Below are 14,290 nucleotides of genomic sequence, written 5' to 3'. Positions count from 1 at the left end.
ACCTCACCCGGACACAGAACTATCCGGCGTAAGGGTTGCCGCCGAGCCAGGTGGTGCCGTCGATCAGTTCGCGCACCGCGTCCAAGTGGCCGCTGTGACAGGCGACTTCGGTGAGCACGTGCATCAGGATGTGCCGCACGTCGGGCAGCTGCCAGGTCGGCCAGATCTCCACGGGCCAGGCGGCGGACTCCTGTTCGGGCGCGGCGGCGGCGAGCACGGCGTCCGCGCGCGATGGCCGCCCGTAGTCGGCGAAGACCTTGTCGGTGGTCACCCCCTCGGGTACGTACCAGTGCGCCTCCGCGCCCGCCGTGAGCTGTCTGGCCACATCCGGCTCGCCCGCGATCACCCCGGGGAACCAGAAGCGTTCGACATCCAGGGTGAGGTGGCGCAGCAACGCCAGGCAGCTCCAGCCACTGGGCAGCACCGGCCGCCGCAGATCCTCCTCTGAGAGCCCTTCGAGGATCCCGAGGACATGCTCGCGCTGGCGGTCCAGGGCGCCCTTGAGGGCGCCGAGTTCGGCGTTCACCGGGCGGCGCACAGTTCGCCGAGGCGTTCCAGGGTGCTCGCCATCTGCGTCTGCCACCAGACTCGCCCGCTGTCCACTTCCGCGCGCTTGTCCTCCGGCATGCGCGAACCGTCGAAGGTCTCGGTCACGACCGTCGCCCCGGCCCGGTCCGGGAGCAGGTCGAAGATCCACCGGTGGCTCCACGCGGCCCCGGGCGCGGTGGCGTACGGGTGCCCTCGGCCGGGCCTCGGCTCCCAGCCGATGCGGCGGTCCGGCCTGTACTCGACGACGTGGTTGTTCATCTCGTAGTCGCCGTATCGCTCGTAGTGCATCCGCATCACGAAGACGTCCCTGACGCCCGAGACCACGGCGTCGGAGACGCCACCGCGCAGCCTCCCCGAGCCGTCGAGGTCCGGGTGCCGTCCGGGGTCGGCCAGGATCCGGAAGCTGTCCTCCGCCGGGGCCTTGATGCGCCGGGACACCGCCACCACGGGCTCGCCTGTCGTACTCGTCATCCGCGCGCCTCCGTCAACGGCAGAGCATGAGCCTGACTCCGGCCCGGACGCTACACCGGGGGTACGACAACGCCAGGCCGAGCATGTACGAGCCCCGCCCTACGCGCGCTCCCACCGAACCAGTTCTGTCGCCAGCACCCCATGCCGTTGGGTGCGCGGCCATCTCCGACCAGTACTCGCGCCAGCGTGCGGCCCATCTCCGCCGTCGGCTGCCGCACGTCGTCCGGCACCCGCCAACCCGGCAAACCTTCCGGTCACAGCACTAGCAAGGCACCAACCTCACGAGACAGCACACCTAGGCGGCGCGTTGGGCGCGGTGACGGACTTCCCGGATTCGGACCTTCGTCGGGAGGCGGTCCAGGCCGGCCGAGTCTCGTGCGTGTGCGAGCGCTTCCCGGTTCAGTTGCCCCAGGGTCCGTGCTGGATCCGCGTAAGGCTCCAGCAACAACCGTACGCGTGCGGTGGGAGCGGTACTTCGGCCCGTCAGCCGTACATGAGCCCGCGCGACCCCGTCCAGGGCCTGCGCCTCTTCCTCGATCACGTCCTCCAGCGTGCGGCCGTCGAGTCGGGCCGCCGCGCCGCCTTCGCTGTCGACGAGGACCCGGCTCAGGCGGTGTCTGCGCTGTGCGAGGAGCCACCACAGCAGCAGGACCAGCAACACGGCGAGCACCGCGATGACGGTCGGCCACCACCAGCCTTCATCCCGCCACCGGGTGCGCCCCTCAGCGCCCAGCACCACATCGTCCGGCCCGCGGAAGGGCCACCAGCCCGGCATGCCGAAATCCCAGTGGCGTTGCAGATCCAGCCCGCCCAGCAGCACGCCGCCGCCCAGGGCGAAGAGCCCGAGGCCGAGAAGCCCCAGCAGCACCCGGTTCACTGTCTTGAGCATCGGGATCACCTCAGCCCTTCGGGCGCCGGACGTGCACGGTCAGCGTGGGTGGCCGGGCGAGACCCAAGGACGCCACGGCTTCGCCCAGCGTGGCGTCCAGGTCCGTGCGGACCTCCTCGAGATCGCGGAAATGTGCCCGTGCCCGGGCCTTGACCTTCCGCCGGCCGACAGCGACCTGTGCCGACTGGACACCGGGCACCCGCATGGCCCGGTCGCGGAGAACCAGGGCTGCCGCGCGGCGGTCGAGCCCGGCGCGGATCTCCTCTGTCCCGGGGATGTCGGTGGGCTGCCGCATGGGCAGCAGCCTGCGCAGTCCCGGCGTCACCGCCAGCAGGAAAAGCCACAGGCCGAGGGCCATCGCGATCGCGGCCCCGACGATCATCCAGATGTCGTCCAGTGGCCGCGTGGCCAGTTCCTCGGCGAGCCGCCGCCGCCAGCGCATCGCAGTCCGGTCTGCCCGCACCGAGACCACGTCGTACAGGAGCAGTCCAACGGCCGCGGCGGACAGCAGGGCCACCAAGGCCGCGGGAATCCGCCGCGTAGACCAGAAACGGCGCCCTGACCGGCCTGATTCACCCCTCGCCGCCGTCGGGCCCGCGGTCGCCCCCGGGGTGCCGTCGGCGGCCGGAGCCGCCTGTCCGGACTCGGAGGGAAGGTCGCTGTCACTGGTCGGCTGCCGCCAGGTGTTCGCGCTCATCTCACCCTCTCCTGGTCCGTGTGCCGCGAATGCACCGAGTGCAGCCTCTCGACCGACACCACGAGGTCGGACACCTCCATGCCGGCCCATGTCCTGAGCCGTTCGGTGACCTCCCGGCGCACTGCGGCGCACTGCGCCCCGATGTCGGACGGATAGCCGAGCTCGACGGTGATGCGCATCCGCGCCTCGAAGAGCAACGCCTGCCGTACGGCGGCAGATTCGGCGTCTGGTCCTGCGGTATTCCGCTCCGGCGCGCCAGCGGAATACCGCTCCTGCGCCCGCCGCACGGATGTGGTCACGCGTGGCGTCCGGCGGCCGGGTGGCACGCGGCCTGTCGACTCGGTGAACCGGCTCAGCGCGTCGCGCGCCACCCGGGAAGCGATCTTCGCTACGACCCGGTCGGCGACGGTGATCGCGCCGCGCTCCCCGCGAGGGATGTCCGGGCGCCGACCCGCCTGACCGGTCACTGCCGCCAGTCTTCCCGAGCCCGCCGCCGGTCATCGCGGATCCGATCCTGTCGGTCTCGGCGGCGGACGAAGTCGCCCGGTTCGAGATCACCTTCCATGAACCGCCCGAGCACCAGACCGACGACGCCCAGTCCCAGCACCAGCAGGAAAGCCCAGAAGTTACCGAAATACGCGGCGAAACCCAGCGCCATTCCGGCTATCAAGCCCACCACGGCCCTGCTCATCACGCGCTCCTTCACTCACGCGGGCTGCTCCGCCCCGGCTACTGGATCCGCTGCCGATCTTCCCCTTCGTCCCCTTCGTCCTCCTCGTCGGGCAGCTTCACGTCGCTGACCGTGATGTTGACTTCCACGACTTCCCGACCGGCCATCCGCTCCACTGCGGAGATCACGCTCTCCCGCACCGCAGCGGCCACGTCCGTGATCGAGACGCCGTAGTCGACGACGAGCTCCAGATCGATGGCGGCCTGCAGCTCTCCGACCTCGACGCTGACGCCCCGTGTGGCGGACTTGCCACTACCGGCACCAGGCATCCGCTCCCGCATGGATCCCATCGAGCGTGCGAATCCACTGCCCAGGGCATAGACGCCGAGCACGTCCCGTGCCGCCATTCCGGCGATCTTCTCCACCACCACATCGGCGACGGTCGTCCGGCCACGAGAACCGGGCGCACCGCCATACTTTGCACCGGTGTTCTCAGTCATCAGGGCATTCCTCCCTCCGGAAGCCCCTACTGCACCTTCTATGCAGATTATATTCGAATTAGTGTGGTTTGCTCTAAATGCTGCTATGAGGCGGGCTGGTCCAACGCGTGGCCCGAGCACCTCTGCCCGCAGCACTCGCGGACGCTCCGGGCGCCATGCGGCAGGAAGAGGACCGCGGCCAGGGAAGAGAGAGGGTGAGAGGCCGGTGAAAACCGAGGCGTGGACGCAGGCAGTACGGCACCAGCTCGGCCTGGGCCGGCTGCTCCCGCTCGGCGGGCCCGACGACGGGACATGGATCACCGAGCAAGCGGCCGTCCGGGCCCTCGGGCGTGCTGCCGCTGAGATTCCCGGTGTGTGGCTGGACTCTCTGCGCATCGGGTCGGCACCGCTCGAGCCGGTGTCCGAGCCGGCCGTCCGTCCACCGGCCAGCGCGCTACCGCCTGGCCCGCTCAGGATCGAGGCCGCCTTCACAGCATCCCTGGAGCAGCCCCTGCCCGAGACCGCCGATCAGTTGCGGAGCACACTGCTCAACGCGGCCGCCGAACGACTCGGCCTGGCCGCCGTGACAGCTGACCTACGCGTCACGGATCTCCATGAGGGCCCGCAGACAGCCGTGAAGTCGCGGACCGCGGCGACGGCCGTGGGGTCGGAGCCGGAAAGCTCGCCCCGTGTCACCGGAACAGGACCCGTGCGGGGGCCCGCCGCAGAGCTGGCGGACGTCGCTACGGGTGTTCCGGGCGTCGCCCGCCTCACCGCGGTGCTGGGAAGCCGCCCGGTCAGGATGGAGGACCATGACGATCCACCCGGCCGACACATCGAGGTCCACCTCGCGGTCGCCCCCGGACACCATCCACTGGAAGTCGCCCGCGCCGTCCGGGACGCCGTAGCCGCCGTAGCCACCACTGGTGCTCCGGGCCCGGTCACCGTCGCCGTCCTCATCACAGAAACCGCGGCCTAGCCCGCCGCCCGTCAACGGCAGCTCCACGCGTTCGGCCATCACCGCGCTGAGCGCCCCTCAGTGATCAGCCGGGCCCCGCTTCACCGGCCGGTTCGGGTCGGCCTTGCAACGCGCGGACCGATAGCTCGCGGACCGCTCCGGAAGCCCTGTCCTGTCACGGTGTGAGTCCTGCCTGGCAGGGCACCCGCACCTCAGATGCGCTTCCCGCATCGGAGTATGCGCATACCCACGCGCGGCCCGGTCTCAGCGGCACCCAAGGCGGCGCCGAGCCATCTGCCTCCTTCGGAGAGAGTTTCACCATCATGAGCATGAACACCACTGTCCGTCCCCCGCCCTCGGGGGCGTCCGGCAGTGACTTCGCCCGACTGTCGAGAAAGATCGCTGATGCCGGCCTGCTGGAACGCCGTCCCGGCTATTACGCGCTGCGGATCACGGTGGTGGCCGGGCTCTACATCAGTGGGTGGGCCGCCGTCGCGCTCGTCGGCGACAGTTGGTGGACACTGGCGGTCGCCGCCTTCCTGGCCGTTGTCTTCGGTCAGGTCGCCCTGGTCGCCCATGACGCGGCCCACCGTCAGGTGTTCCGGCGGCGCCGGGCCAGCGAGGTGTCCGGACGGATCGCCGGTGCCGGTATCGGGATGAGCTACGGATGGTGGCATGACAAACACACCCGCCACCACGCCAACCCCAACCACGAGGAACTCGACCCCGACCTCGACCCCGACCTGCTGGTCTGGTCCCAGGACCAGGCCCGGGCCGCCAAGGGTCTCCCCCGTCTGATCGGCCGCTGGCAGGCGTTCCTGTTCTTCCCGCTCCTCACGCTGGAGGGCTTCAACCTGCACGTGTCGAGCGTGAAGGCGCTGGCCAATCGCTCACTGAAGCACCGAACGCTCGACGGCACCTTGCTCTTCGCACACTTCGCTGCCTACCTGGCCGTCCTGCTCTGGCTGCTGCCGCCCGGCATGGCGATCGCCTTCCTCGCGGTCCACCAGTGCCTGTTCGGCGTCTACCTCGGCTCCCTCTTCGCGCCCAACCACAAGGGCATGCCGATCCTGACAGGCGAAGACCGCCCGGACTTCCTCCGCCGCCAAGTGCTCACCTCACGCAACGTGCGCGGCGGCAGGCTCACCGACATCGCACTGGGCGGGCTGAACCATCAGATCGAACACCACCTGTTTCCCAGCATGCCCAGCCCCAACCTGCCCAAGGCCCGCACCATCGTGCGGAGCTACTGCCAGGACCTGGGTCTGGACTACGTGGAGACCGGGCTGATCACCTCCTACCGGCTGGCCCTCGCAAGTCTCCATCAGGCCGGAGCACCACTCCGGCACGCCCGCGTCCCTGCCTAGAGACGTGCCGCAGCCATCGGCGGCAGTCAGGGTGTGAACCACGGAGGGGTGCTTCCCCAGGCCAGGCACACCACGTCCGACGTTTCGGCAGTTCGCAGCCCCACACAGCGGATTTCACGGCGCCATCCGGCACGGTTCCCTCGCCGGACTCCTCGGCCCCGTCGGGTTCGCGCCCCTCTTGACGGGACGGTTTTCGTGGATTGACTGATGCCTGGTCAGTTCCGGCTGCTCGTGAGTGCGCGAGGGGAGCGCGTCAGTGCCTCAGGGGTGCGGCAGGCGGCGGTCGGGCGAGCGGCATGTGCCAGGCGTGCTCAGGTTGTTGATGTCGGACAGAACTTGCGAGCTGACGGCAGCCGCAACAAGGGGCGGGGAGCTCCTGTTTCCGCCAGTGGGTTTCGTACGGTCTGAGGCGGCGCGGTCAGGCGATTCCGGTGCCGCGCAGCAGCAGTAGCGTCACGTCCACCGCCGCCACGGCGACCGCCGCCGCGAACGCCAACCGCTCCCAGCGGCGTCCCAGCACCGTCCCCGCCGTCGCGATCAGAGCGGTCACCACGAGCACTGCCAATCCCCACCTGCCGGGCGGCCCGGCAGGACCCAGCACCAGGACCGCGGACGCGGCCACCAGCGGCACCGGCAGCAGCAACCGCGCGCCGTCCGGGCCCAGCCGGTGCGGCCATCCCCGTATGCCCGTCGCCAGATCCCCGCGGATGTCCGGCAGTACGTCACCCAGATGGGCGCCGACCCCCAGCAGCGCCCCGGCGGTGACGACCCACCAGGTCGGCCAGGGCTGCCCCGGCAGCCCCAGTGCCACGAATGCCGGGAGCGCGGCGAAACCCACCGCGTACGGCGCCCAGGACCATGCTGTCGCCTTGAGCCGCAGGTCGTAGGCCCACGCCGCCGCCACCCCGGCCAGGTGAACGGCGCCCGCCCACAGGCCGCAGGCGAGCGAGAGCGGCACGCACAACGCCAGCGCGGCATACGCGGCCACCCACACCTCCGTCACACCGACCGTGCCGTCGACGACGGGTTTGCCCCGACGGCCGACCGCGATGTCCCGGCGCGCGTCGAACGCGTCGTTGCACCAGCCGACGGACAACTGCCCGGTCAGCACGGCGGCGCCGGTCAGCACACAACGCGCGGTGCCCTGGCCGGCGGTCACGGCCAGCCCGGCCATCAAGGCGGTGACCGCCACCACGGGCCCGGGGTGGCACGCCCCGGCCAGACCAGCCACCCGGCCGGCCCAACTCGCCGCCGGGCTGCCGGCCGTCGACTGCTCGGGAGTGCCCACCCGGCCGATCGTAGGCGCCCGGGCCCCACCCGACCGGCACACGCGCCCCAAGGGCGAACGGCCGGACGGGCGATTCATGGTGTCGAAACTCCGGACAGGGGAACACGTGGGAAGCAACTCACCCCGAGTCGGTAACCGGACGGGAACCACATGACGCGGATCGCCGCCGTTCACGGTGCCCTCGCACCGCACCGCCGCACCCAGTCCGAGATCACCGACATGGTGGCCCGCACCTGTCTGCCCGAGGGAACTGACCGCGGGGTCCTGGACCGGCTGCACCGCAGCGCGAAGGTCGGCTCGCGTCACATGACGCTGCCGCTCGAACGGTACGGGGAACTGGACGGATTCGGTGCCGCCAACGACGCCTTCATCGCCGCCGCCACCGGCCTGGGCGCCAAGGCCGTCCGGGGCGCTCTGCACACGGCCGGCCTGACCGCCGCCGACGTGGACCTGCTGATCTTCACCTCCGTCACCGGCATCGCCACCCCCTCGATCGACGCACGGCTGGTCGGCCGGCTCGGACTGCGGCCGGACGTCAAACGACTGCCCCTGTTCGGCCTGGGCTGTGCCGGCGGCGCCGCCGGCCTGGCCCGTATGCACGACTACCTGCTGGGCCGGCCCGACCACGTGGCGGTGCTGCTTTCGGTCGAACTGTGCTCGCTCACCTTCCAGCGCAACGACGCCTCCATGGCCAACCTGGTCGCCACCGCACTGTTCGGCGACGGCGCCGCCGCGGTCGTCGCCTGCGGCGGGAACCGCCCGGGCCGCCCGGACGAGACCGTCGGCCCGACGATCGTGGACACCCGCAGCCACCTGTACCCGGACACCGGACGCGTCATGGGCTGGGACATCAAGGACACCGGCTTCCAGGTCGTCCTCGACCCGCAGGTCCCCGATGTCGTACGCCGATACCTCGCCGATGACGTCGAGGGGTTCCTCGGCGACCACGGGATCAAGCCGAAGGACGTGACCGCCTGGGTGTGCCACCCCGGCGGCCCCAAGGTCCTGGAAGCCGTCACCGAGGCCCTCGACCTGCCCGACGACGCACTCGATGTGACCTGGCGTCACCTGGCCGACGTCGGCAACCTGTCCTCGTCATCGGTGCTCCACGTACTGCGCGACACCCTGGCCGAACGCCGCCCGCCGCCGGGCACGCCGGGTCTGCTGCTGGCGATGGGGCCTGGCTTCGCCTGCGAACTCGTCCTGCTGCGCTGGTAGTTCGGACCGCCGAAGGACACGAAGGACACGAAGGACATAGGGACACATGATCTGGTACGGACTGCTGGTGGCCGCCGTCGCCGCCGAGCGCGTCGCCGAACTCGGCGTCGCCCGCCGCAACGAGCGGTGGAGCACCGCCCGCGGCGCGACCGTGACCGGGCAGGGCCACTACCCGGCGATGGTCGCCCTCCACACCGGCCTGCTGATCGCCTGCCCGGCCGAGGTGTGGCTGGCCGACCGGCCCTTCGTACCCGCCCTGGCCTGGCCGATGCTGGCCGTGCTCGCGGGCGCCCAGGCACTTCGGTGGTGGTGCATCCACACCCTGGGCCCTCGTTGGAACACCCGGGTGATCGTCGTACCCGGTCTACCGCTGGTTACGGGCGGCCCCTACCGGTGGCGGTGGCTGCGGCATCCGAACTACGTGGCCGTCGTCGCCGAGGGCGTGGCCCTGCCCCTCGTCCACACCGCCTGGGGCACCGCGGCCGTGTTCACGGTGCTCAACGCCGCTCTGCTCACCGTGCGCATCCGCTGCGAGAACCGGGCGCTGGCCGCCGCGACCACCTCGACCACGACCGTTCCGGCGTGATCGACGTACTGGTGGCCGGCGGTGGGCCGGCCGGTCTGGCCGCCGCGATCCACGCCGCGCTCGCCGGCTTGGAGACCGTCGTCGTCGAACCCCGGACCTCGCCCGTGGACAAGGCATGCGGAGAGGGAATCATGCCCGGCGGTGTCGCCGCGCTGCGCGCACTGGGCGTCGAGGTCACCGGCCGCGAACTGCGCGGCATCCGCTACATGGACGGCACCACCCGCGCCGAAGCGTCCTTCCGTGGCAACAACGGGCTGGGAGTCCGCCGTACGACGCTGCACTCCGCACTGCACCAGCGCGCTCTCGACCTCGGCGTGCGCATGCTGCCTGGCAAGGTCGGCGAGGTGCGCCAGAACGCGGACACCGTCACCGCCGCCGGGATCACGGCCCGTTGGCTGATCGCCGCCGACGGCCTGCACTCCCCGGTGCGTCGCGGCCTGGGGCTGGAACTGCCGGGTCGCCCCCACGGCCGCTACGGACTGCGCCGGCACTACCGCGTCGAACCGTGGACGGACTTCGTGGAGGTCCACTGGTCCCGGCACGGCGAGGCCTATGTGACACCGGTCGGCGACGACCTGGTCGGCGTCGCGATCCTCAGCCGCAGCCGCCGCGGGTACGACGAGCACCTGGCCGCCTTCCCGGCCCTCACCGCGTCGCTGCGCGGCCCGGCCGCGACGGAGGTACGCGGCGCCGGACCACTGCGGCAGCGGGTGCGGCGCAGAACCGCCGGCCGTGTCCTGCTCGTCGGCGACGCCGCGGGCTACCTGGACGCCCTCACCGGCGAGGGCATCGCCCTCGCACTGGCGACCTCCGGGGCCGCCGTCCACTGCCTGGCCGCCGGGCGGCCGGACGAGTACGAGCGCACCTGGACCCGGCTGACCCGCCGCCACCGACTGCTGACCGGAGCCCTGCTGGCCGCCGGCCGCCGTCCCGGCACCGCCCGCCTCATCGTCCCCGCAGCATCCCGCATGCCCCCGGTGTTCTCGGCCGCCGTCCACGCACTGCAGTAGCGGCCGATTCTCCACGGCGACCAGACTCCTCCCGACGGCCGCCAGCACTCTTCGCGCGACCTGACAGGTCTAGGTCGCCGAGGCGGAGACAGGGGAACTGCGGCTGCACGGTGAGCACGCGTCCGGCTTGCGGTACGGCAGGCCCTGCTTGTCCCTGCTGGTCAATGCTTGTTACGTGTTCACAGCGCCGGCCGCCTTGCACCGCACGCTGTTTCAGCGCGGGGCGGACGTTCTTCCTGCGGAGGCGACGGGATCAGTGACCGGCAGACGCTGACATGTACAGCAGCCGATCGGTGATCTCCCGGTACCGCGTGAGCGCGAGCCGTAGTTCCTCGGTCTGCACATCGGTGTCCGGGGCCTGCCAACCTGTGCGCAGGACGCGCCGTCGTTCCGCGAGGGCGTCGGTGAACTGGATGGCGACCTCGTCGAAGACCGCGTCGGCCTCTTCCACCGCCTGGAGCGGGTTGTCGACGAAGGTGGTCAGGGCCTGCTGGAGGCGCAGGGTCAGCTTGTCCCGGTCACTCTGCGGGATCAGGTCCGGGCCGGGCTTGCGGTCGGGGCCGTCGGTGCTGGTGCCGGGCTCACGCGGTGCGTGAGCGGATTCGGTGGGGGGTGCCTGCGGGGCGAGCTGTGTCGGATCCGGGCTACCGGGCTGGGGTTGCGATGTGTGTGCGGCGTCGTGGGACATCAGTTGCTGCTTCCCTTCGCGTGGCGTCGGGTCAGTGGCCATGGCGCGTGGCCTTGGCCGTCAGGGGCGGATGGCCGGGGCGGGTCGGCCGACTCTTCGGTGACCAGTGCTTCGAAGAGGCTTCGGGCTTCGACCATGGCCTCCCGCATTTCCTCGGTGCCGCTCTGGCCGCGGGCCGCCGCGTGCATGCTGCGGTAGCCCTGGACGTAGTGGGCGTGGTGGACGGAGAGGGCGGCGATCTGGTCCTCGAACTGCTCGCCGTCGGGGAAGCCGCGGTCCCTTGCCAGGCGCGCCAGCAGTGCGTCCGCCTCGGTGACGGCCTGCTGAGGTGATGCGACGAACTGCTCATGGACGGCGGCCCATCGCGTCACATAGCGCTCGCGGGCCGCGGGCGACAGCGGCTGCTCCGTGAGGGAGCCGTGTTCCTTCACACGCGCGCCGAGTTCCTGTTCGGCGGCCCTGGTGTCGCCGTCGTGGTCGGCGACTGTGCGGGCGTACTCGGGGCCGAAGCGGCGCTTCAGCCCCTGCCCGCCACTGCCCCGGGCTCGTCCACGTCCGGTGTAGAGGAGGATGGCCAGGACGATGACGATCACGGCGGTGATCACGACGGTGAGCATGGCTGCCTTCTTTGGCTCTCGGTGCGCAGGTCGGTCTGCTTCATTGCCGTCAATTCCTGTCGGCTGATCGGGCGTTCGGGCCTGCCAGGTGGTGTCCACGCGACGTGGGCACCACGCGGGGCGTTTGTGGTCACGGCCTGAAGGCGTCCTTCGCCTTGTCGCCGGACTGCTTCAGGTTTCCCGCGACCCGGTCGGTCCTGCCTTCGCGCTGCAGTCGCCTGTTTCGGGTGGTCCGGCCGATGCGCTCGGTGACCCGGCCCTTGAATTCCTGTGCCTTGTGCTTGATCGTCCGTCCGACGCTCATGGCCGGCCTCCTGCTTGTCTGGTGAGTGGGGTCCCGCATGCGATCGCCGTATAGGCCTTTGTTCCTGTTTGTTCCTGCGGGCAGGGTCGGCTCGGGAACGGACTACCTGCGGCTGTACCGGCGGCCGCCACCACGGCGCCCGCGCATCGCGAAGCCGACGATCCAGACGACCAGCAGGACGGCGGCGACCCACCACAGGATCTGCGTCGTGAAGCCGAACCCGAACACCACCAGGATCAGCAGAAGGAGAAGGATCCACAGAATCATTGCCGGGCCTCCAGATCGCGGAAGTTTCCTGAGTTCCGCGGGGTCCGGGCGAAGCGGGAAGGTGGAATGCCGCCGAACAGTCCGGAGTGGCATGGCCCTACGCCGTGCTGTCAGTCAACGCCCGGCAACGTCCGTTGTCAACGCAGCGTCGGCGCCGAGGAGTTCTGGGAGCTGTGCTGGGGGCGCCGGGGTGAACGGCGGCTCGGCGGGGGTTTCGGCCGGCTCGGTCGGCTGCGTCGGCAGGATGTGGTCCTCCCACCAGGACAGGGCCATCACGGTGGCGAGCAGGACGAAGGGGGTCGAGGCGGGAACGATCAGCGCGTACATGGGTATCGCCTGTCGGTGGATACGTGCGACACGGCGGACAGCGGATGGACGGTGCCCGCATGGGGCGCATCGAGGCCGCGCCGGGATGGTGTGGCGACGGCGGGTGCGGGAGCGGCCGGTTGGGGGCGTGGCAGGTCCCGGCACTGATGCACGAGGTGCGCCCTCGAAGGAGCGCGAAAGGTGATCGACGCTGCCGGGGACTCGGGCCGTACCGCGCACGCTAGCCCTCGCCGCGCTCCCTGGACAGACGGCAAGTGGCCATCTGGCCCCGGCGGAGGGCGCTGACGTGGGTCGCTATCCGCAACCTCGAGGGAGGGCTACGCTGTTCGTACTGGCCCCGGCCCCCGGCAGTGATGCTTTGTTCCGCTCCGGGAGGCCCGCCGTGTTCGTTCTGCTTCTCATCCTGACCGTGGTCTTGTTCGGCCTCGGCTTCATCAACCCCATCTGGTGGGTGGCCGCGGCCGTGTTGGTCTTCGGCGCCACCCGGCACGGCCGTGATCGCGGGGGAGGGTGGATCCGTGACGACGGTTCCGATCTCGGGGGCTACCGGGACTACGAGAACCGCCGGGATCGTCAGGACCGCTGGAACCGTCGCTACAGCCGTCGGCACCGGGCGCGCTGGAGGCGCGAAGACCGTCGGGACCATGAACGCCGCGGGTGACCGATGAAGCTGCCCGGCATCCAGAGATTTTGGGGCGGCTTCAGCCACGCCGGACGCACGGAAATCGTGGAGAGGCAGATGCCATGCATCGCACAACCTTGCTCGCAGAGAGTTGGTGGGATGTGGCGGCTGAGGCCGGGGCGGAGAATGCGGCCGGTCAGGATGTCGTCGCACTGCGCGCCGAGAATGATCAGCTGCGGCGGGCACTGGCCGGCCGTATGGTCATCGATCAGGCGTGCGGCATGGTGATGATCCTTGCCCCCTGCGGCCGTCGGCCGGCCAGGGACCTGCTGGTGGACATCTCGCGGCAGTGCAACACCAGTCTTCCGGAGGTGGCTGCGGCCGTGGTCACTGCCTGGGAGGGGGAGCCGCTCTCGCGGCTGATGCAGCGGGTGCTGCGGCGGCTTTACGCGGAAGACGGCGGGTGCGACTCACCACCGGCGGCTGAGCCGTCCGGAAGGAGAAGGTCATGATTCACACAGCCGATGTCCGAGAATGGCGCAACCGCGATGTCGTCGACACCGAGTCGCGCAAGATCGGTGTCCTGGAGGCGGTCTATGTGGACACCACCACCGATGAGCCGGCCATGGCCACGGTACGGACCGGACTGCCTACCCGGCACCGTCTGGTCTTCGTCCCCCTTGAGGACGCGATCGCCGGGCCGGACTACCTCAGGGTCGGCTATGTCAGAACGCTGGTGAAGCAGGCCCCTTCGATCGGCACCGACGACGTGCTGCCCGCCGCGCAGGAGGAGGCAATCTTCAAGCACTACGGACTGACCTACCAGCCCGGTGCGGCCGGAGAACGGCAACTGGCGCGCCGCTGACCCCCTATGGATGGGATGACTGCCTGTGAGGTACGCACCATGCGCCAGCTGACCACGCCCCGCGAGGAACAGCGGTTGTTGACGGCCGTGGCGTCGACGGAGGAAACGAGACTACTGACCGAGGTCGTCGAACTACGCGCCACCAACGAGCAGTTGGGACGCGCGCTGGTGAGCCGTGCGGTGATCGACCAGGCATGCGGCATGGTGATGGCCCTGGCCTCATGTCCCAACGACAGGGCCTGGGACCTGTTGGTGGAAGTGTCGCAGCACTGCAACACCAAGCTCCGGGACGTGGCCGCGGCCCTGGTCGCCACGACCAAGGACGAGGCGCTCCCGGAACCGATACAGCGGGAGCTGCGCCGGGGGCTGCGGTGCCTCCATCCGGCAGACCGGCGGTGACGGCATGGGGGCATGTGGA

Annotated in this window: 22 protein-coding genes; 9 read left to right on the top strand and 13 right to left on the bottom strand. The window is 70.4% G+C overall.

What is annotated here, in order from left to right; genetic code table 11:
* Positions 1-19: 19 nt before the first annotated feature.
* From ACTMVF_RS13880 to ACTMVF_RS13850, 7 genes are all read right to left on the bottom strand, one after another.
* Positions 20-526 carry a DinB family protein gene (locus ACTMVF_RS13880; RefSeq protein ID WP_441271289.1) on the bottom strand — a complete coding sequence of 169 codons (507 nt, stop codon included), beginning with the start codon at positions 524-526 and terminating at the stop codon, positions 20-22.
* A complete protein-coding gene (locus ACTMVF_RS13875) occupies positions 523-1,020 on the bottom strand; it encodes a hypothetical protein (RefSeq protein WP_441271288.1) in 498 nt (165 codons plus the stop codon). The genes ACTMVF_RS13880 and ACTMVF_RS13875 overlap by 4 nt, the downstream gene beginning before the upstream one ends.
* Positions 1,021-1,315: 295 nt before the next feature.
* Positions 1,316-1,909: an alkaline shock response membrane anchor protein AmaP gene (amaP, locus tag ACTMVF_RS13870; protein ID WP_441271287.1), complete on the bottom strand. Its 594-nt coding sequence runs from the start codon at positions 1,907-1,909 to the stop codon at positions 1,316-1,318.
* Between the two features lie 10 nt (positions 1,910-1,919).
* On the bottom strand, positions 1,920-2,606 hold the full coding sequence (locus ACTMVF_RS13865) for a DUF6286 domain-containing protein (RefSeq protein WP_441271286.1): 687 nt from the start codon (positions 2,604-2,606) through the stop codon (positions 1,920-1,922).
* Complete coding sequence (locus ACTMVF_RS13860; protein ID WP_441271285.1) at positions 2,603-3,073, bottom strand: Asp23/Gls24 family envelope stress response protein; 471 nt, start codon at positions 3,071-3,073, stop codon at positions 2,603-2,605. The genes ACTMVF_RS13865 and ACTMVF_RS13860 overlap by 4 nt, the downstream gene beginning before the upstream one ends.
* A complete protein-coding gene (locus ACTMVF_RS13855; RefSeq protein WP_441271284.1) occupies positions 3,070-3,297 on the bottom strand; it encodes a hypothetical protein in 228 nt (75 codons plus the stop codon). The genes ACTMVF_RS13860 and ACTMVF_RS13855 overlap by 4 nt, the downstream gene beginning before the upstream one ends.
* Before the next feature lie 38 nt (positions 3,298-3,335).
* Positions 3,336-3,776 (bottom strand): Asp23/Gls24 family envelope stress response protein, encoded by a 441-nt coding sequence (locus tag ACTMVF_RS13850; RefSeq protein WP_441271283.1) that lies wholly within the window; start codon positions 3,774-3,776, stop codon positions 3,336-3,338.
* Between the two features lie 205 nt (positions 3,777-3,981).
* On the opposite strand from ACTMVF_RS13850, the gene ACTMVF_RS13845 reads away from it, so the two are divergent.
* Entirely contained in the window at positions 3,982-4,734 is a 753-nt protein-coding gene (locus ACTMVF_RS13845) for a hypothetical protein (protein WP_441271282.1), read from the top strand.
* A 302-nt stretch (positions 4,735-5,036) separates the two neighbouring features.
* Positions 5,037-6,080 (top strand): fatty acid desaturase family protein, encoded by a 1,044-nt coding sequence (locus ACTMVF_RS13840; protein WP_441271281.1) that lies wholly within the window; start codon positions 5,037-5,039, stop codon positions 6,078-6,080.
* A 418-nt stretch (positions 6,081-6,498) separates the two neighbouring features.
* Here the strand turns inward: ACTMVF_RS13840 and ACTMVF_RS13835 are convergent, their stop codons facing one another.
* Positions 6,499-7,368, bottom strand: coding sequence for a UbiA family prenyltransferase (locus ACTMVF_RS13835; RefSeq protein WP_441271280.1), 870 nt, complete (start codon positions 7,366-7,368; stop codon positions 6,499-6,501).
* A 150-nt stretch (positions 7,369-7,518) separates the two neighbouring features.
* On the opposite strand from ACTMVF_RS13835, the gene ACTMVF_RS13830 reads away from it, so the two are divergent.
* Genes ACTMVF_RS13830 through ACTMVF_RS13820 form a run of 3 tightly spaced genes read left to right on the top strand, consistent with a single transcriptional unit; the run spans position 7,519 to position 10,182 of the window.
* Positions 7,519-8,586 (top strand): type III polyketide synthase, encoded by a 1,068-nt coding sequence (locus ACTMVF_RS13830; RefSeq protein WP_441271279.1) that lies wholly within the window; start codon positions 7,519-7,521, stop codon positions 8,584-8,586.
* 46 nt (positions 8,587-8,632) lie between these two features.
* A complete protein-coding gene (locus tag ACTMVF_RS13825) occupies positions 8,633-9,172 on the top strand; it encodes an isoprenylcysteine carboxyl methyltransferase family protein (protein ID WP_441271278.1) in 540 nt (179 codons plus the stop codon).
* Positions 9,169-10,182 carry an NAD(P)/FAD-dependent oxidoreductase gene (locus ACTMVF_RS13820; protein WP_441271277.1) on the top strand — a complete coding sequence of 338 codons (1,014 nt, stop codon included), beginning with the start codon at positions 9,169-9,171 and terminating at the stop codon, positions 10,180-10,182. The genes ACTMVF_RS13825 and ACTMVF_RS13820 overlap by 4 nt, the downstream gene beginning before the upstream one ends.
* A gap of 253 nt (positions 10,183-10,435) precedes the next feature.
* Here ACTMVF_RS13820 and ACTMVF_RS13815 read toward each other — a convergent pair whose 3' ends face one another.
* The 5 genes from ACTMVF_RS13815 to ACTMVF_RS13795 form a co-directional block, all read right to left on the bottom strand.
* Complete coding sequence (locus ACTMVF_RS13815) at positions 10,436-10,870, bottom strand: hypothetical protein (RefSeq protein ID WP_441271276.1); 435 nt, start codon at positions 10,868-10,870, stop codon at positions 10,436-10,438.
* Positions 10,870-11,487, bottom strand: coding sequence for a hypothetical protein (locus tag ACTMVF_RS13810; RefSeq protein ID WP_441271275.1), 618 nt, complete (start codon positions 11,485-11,487; stop codon positions 10,870-10,872). The genes ACTMVF_RS13815 and ACTMVF_RS13810 overlap by 1 nt, the downstream gene beginning before the upstream one ends.
* Before the next feature lie 130 nt (positions 11,488-11,617).
* Positions 11,618-11,791: a CsbD family protein gene (locus ACTMVF_RS13805; protein ID WP_078916707.1), complete on the bottom strand. Its 174-nt coding sequence runs from the start codon at positions 11,789-11,791 to the stop codon at positions 11,618-11,620.
* Positions 11,792-11,893: 102 nt separating this feature from the next.
* On the bottom strand, positions 11,894-12,058 hold the full coding sequence (locus tag ACTMVF_RS13800) for a hydrophobic protein (protein ID WP_441271274.1): 165 nt from the start codon (positions 12,056-12,058) through the stop codon (positions 11,894-11,896).
* A 114-nt stretch (positions 12,059-12,172) separates the two neighbouring features.
* Positions 12,173-12,385 (bottom strand): hypothetical protein, encoded by a 213-nt coding sequence (locus tag ACTMVF_RS13795; RefSeq protein WP_441271273.1) that lies wholly within the window; start codon positions 12,383-12,385, stop codon positions 12,173-12,175.
* Between the two features lie 382 nt (positions 12,386-12,767).
* On the opposite strand from ACTMVF_RS13795, the gene ACTMVF_RS13790 reads away from it, so the two are divergent.
* The 4 genes from ACTMVF_RS13790 to ACTMVF_RS13775 all read left to right on the top strand — a co-directional run bounded on the left by ACTMVF_RS13790 (position 12,768) and on the right by ACTMVF_RS13775 (position 14,271).
* Positions 12,768-13,046, top strand: a complete 279-nt coding sequence (locus tag ACTMVF_RS13790) for a hypothetical protein (RefSeq protein ID WP_441271272.1) — start codon at positions 12,768-12,770, stop codon at positions 13,044-13,046.
* 83 nt (positions 13,047-13,129) lie between these two features.
* The gene (locus tag ACTMVF_RS13785; protein WP_441271271.1) at positions 13,130-13,519 is read left to right on the top strand and encodes an ANTAR domain-containing protein; all 390 of its coding nucleotides are present in this window, start codon (positions 13,130-13,132) and stop codon (positions 13,517-13,519) included.
* Positions 13,516-13,872, top strand: a complete 357-nt coding sequence (locus ACTMVF_RS13780) for a PRC-barrel domain-containing protein (RefSeq protein ID WP_441271270.1) — start codon at positions 13,516-13,518, stop codon at positions 13,870-13,872. The genes ACTMVF_RS13785 and ACTMVF_RS13780 overlap by 4 nt, the downstream gene beginning before the upstream one ends.
* Before the next feature lie 39 nt (positions 13,873-13,911).
* Complete coding sequence (locus tag ACTMVF_RS13775; protein ID WP_441271269.1) at positions 13,912-14,271, top strand: ANTAR domain-containing protein; 360 nt, start codon at positions 13,912-13,914, stop codon at positions 14,269-14,271.
* The last annotated feature ends 19 nt before the right edge of the window (positions 14,272-14,290 follow it).

Origin of the sequence: Streptomyces sp. SD31 (assembly GCF_052068475.1) — a bacterium.
Taxonomy (GTDB): Bacteria; Actinomycetota; Actinomycetes; order Streptomycetales; family Streptomycetaceae; genus Streptomyces.
The sequence above is the reverse complement of the archived record's forward strand: the minus strand, read 5'-3'. Positions and strand labels throughout refer to the sequence as shown.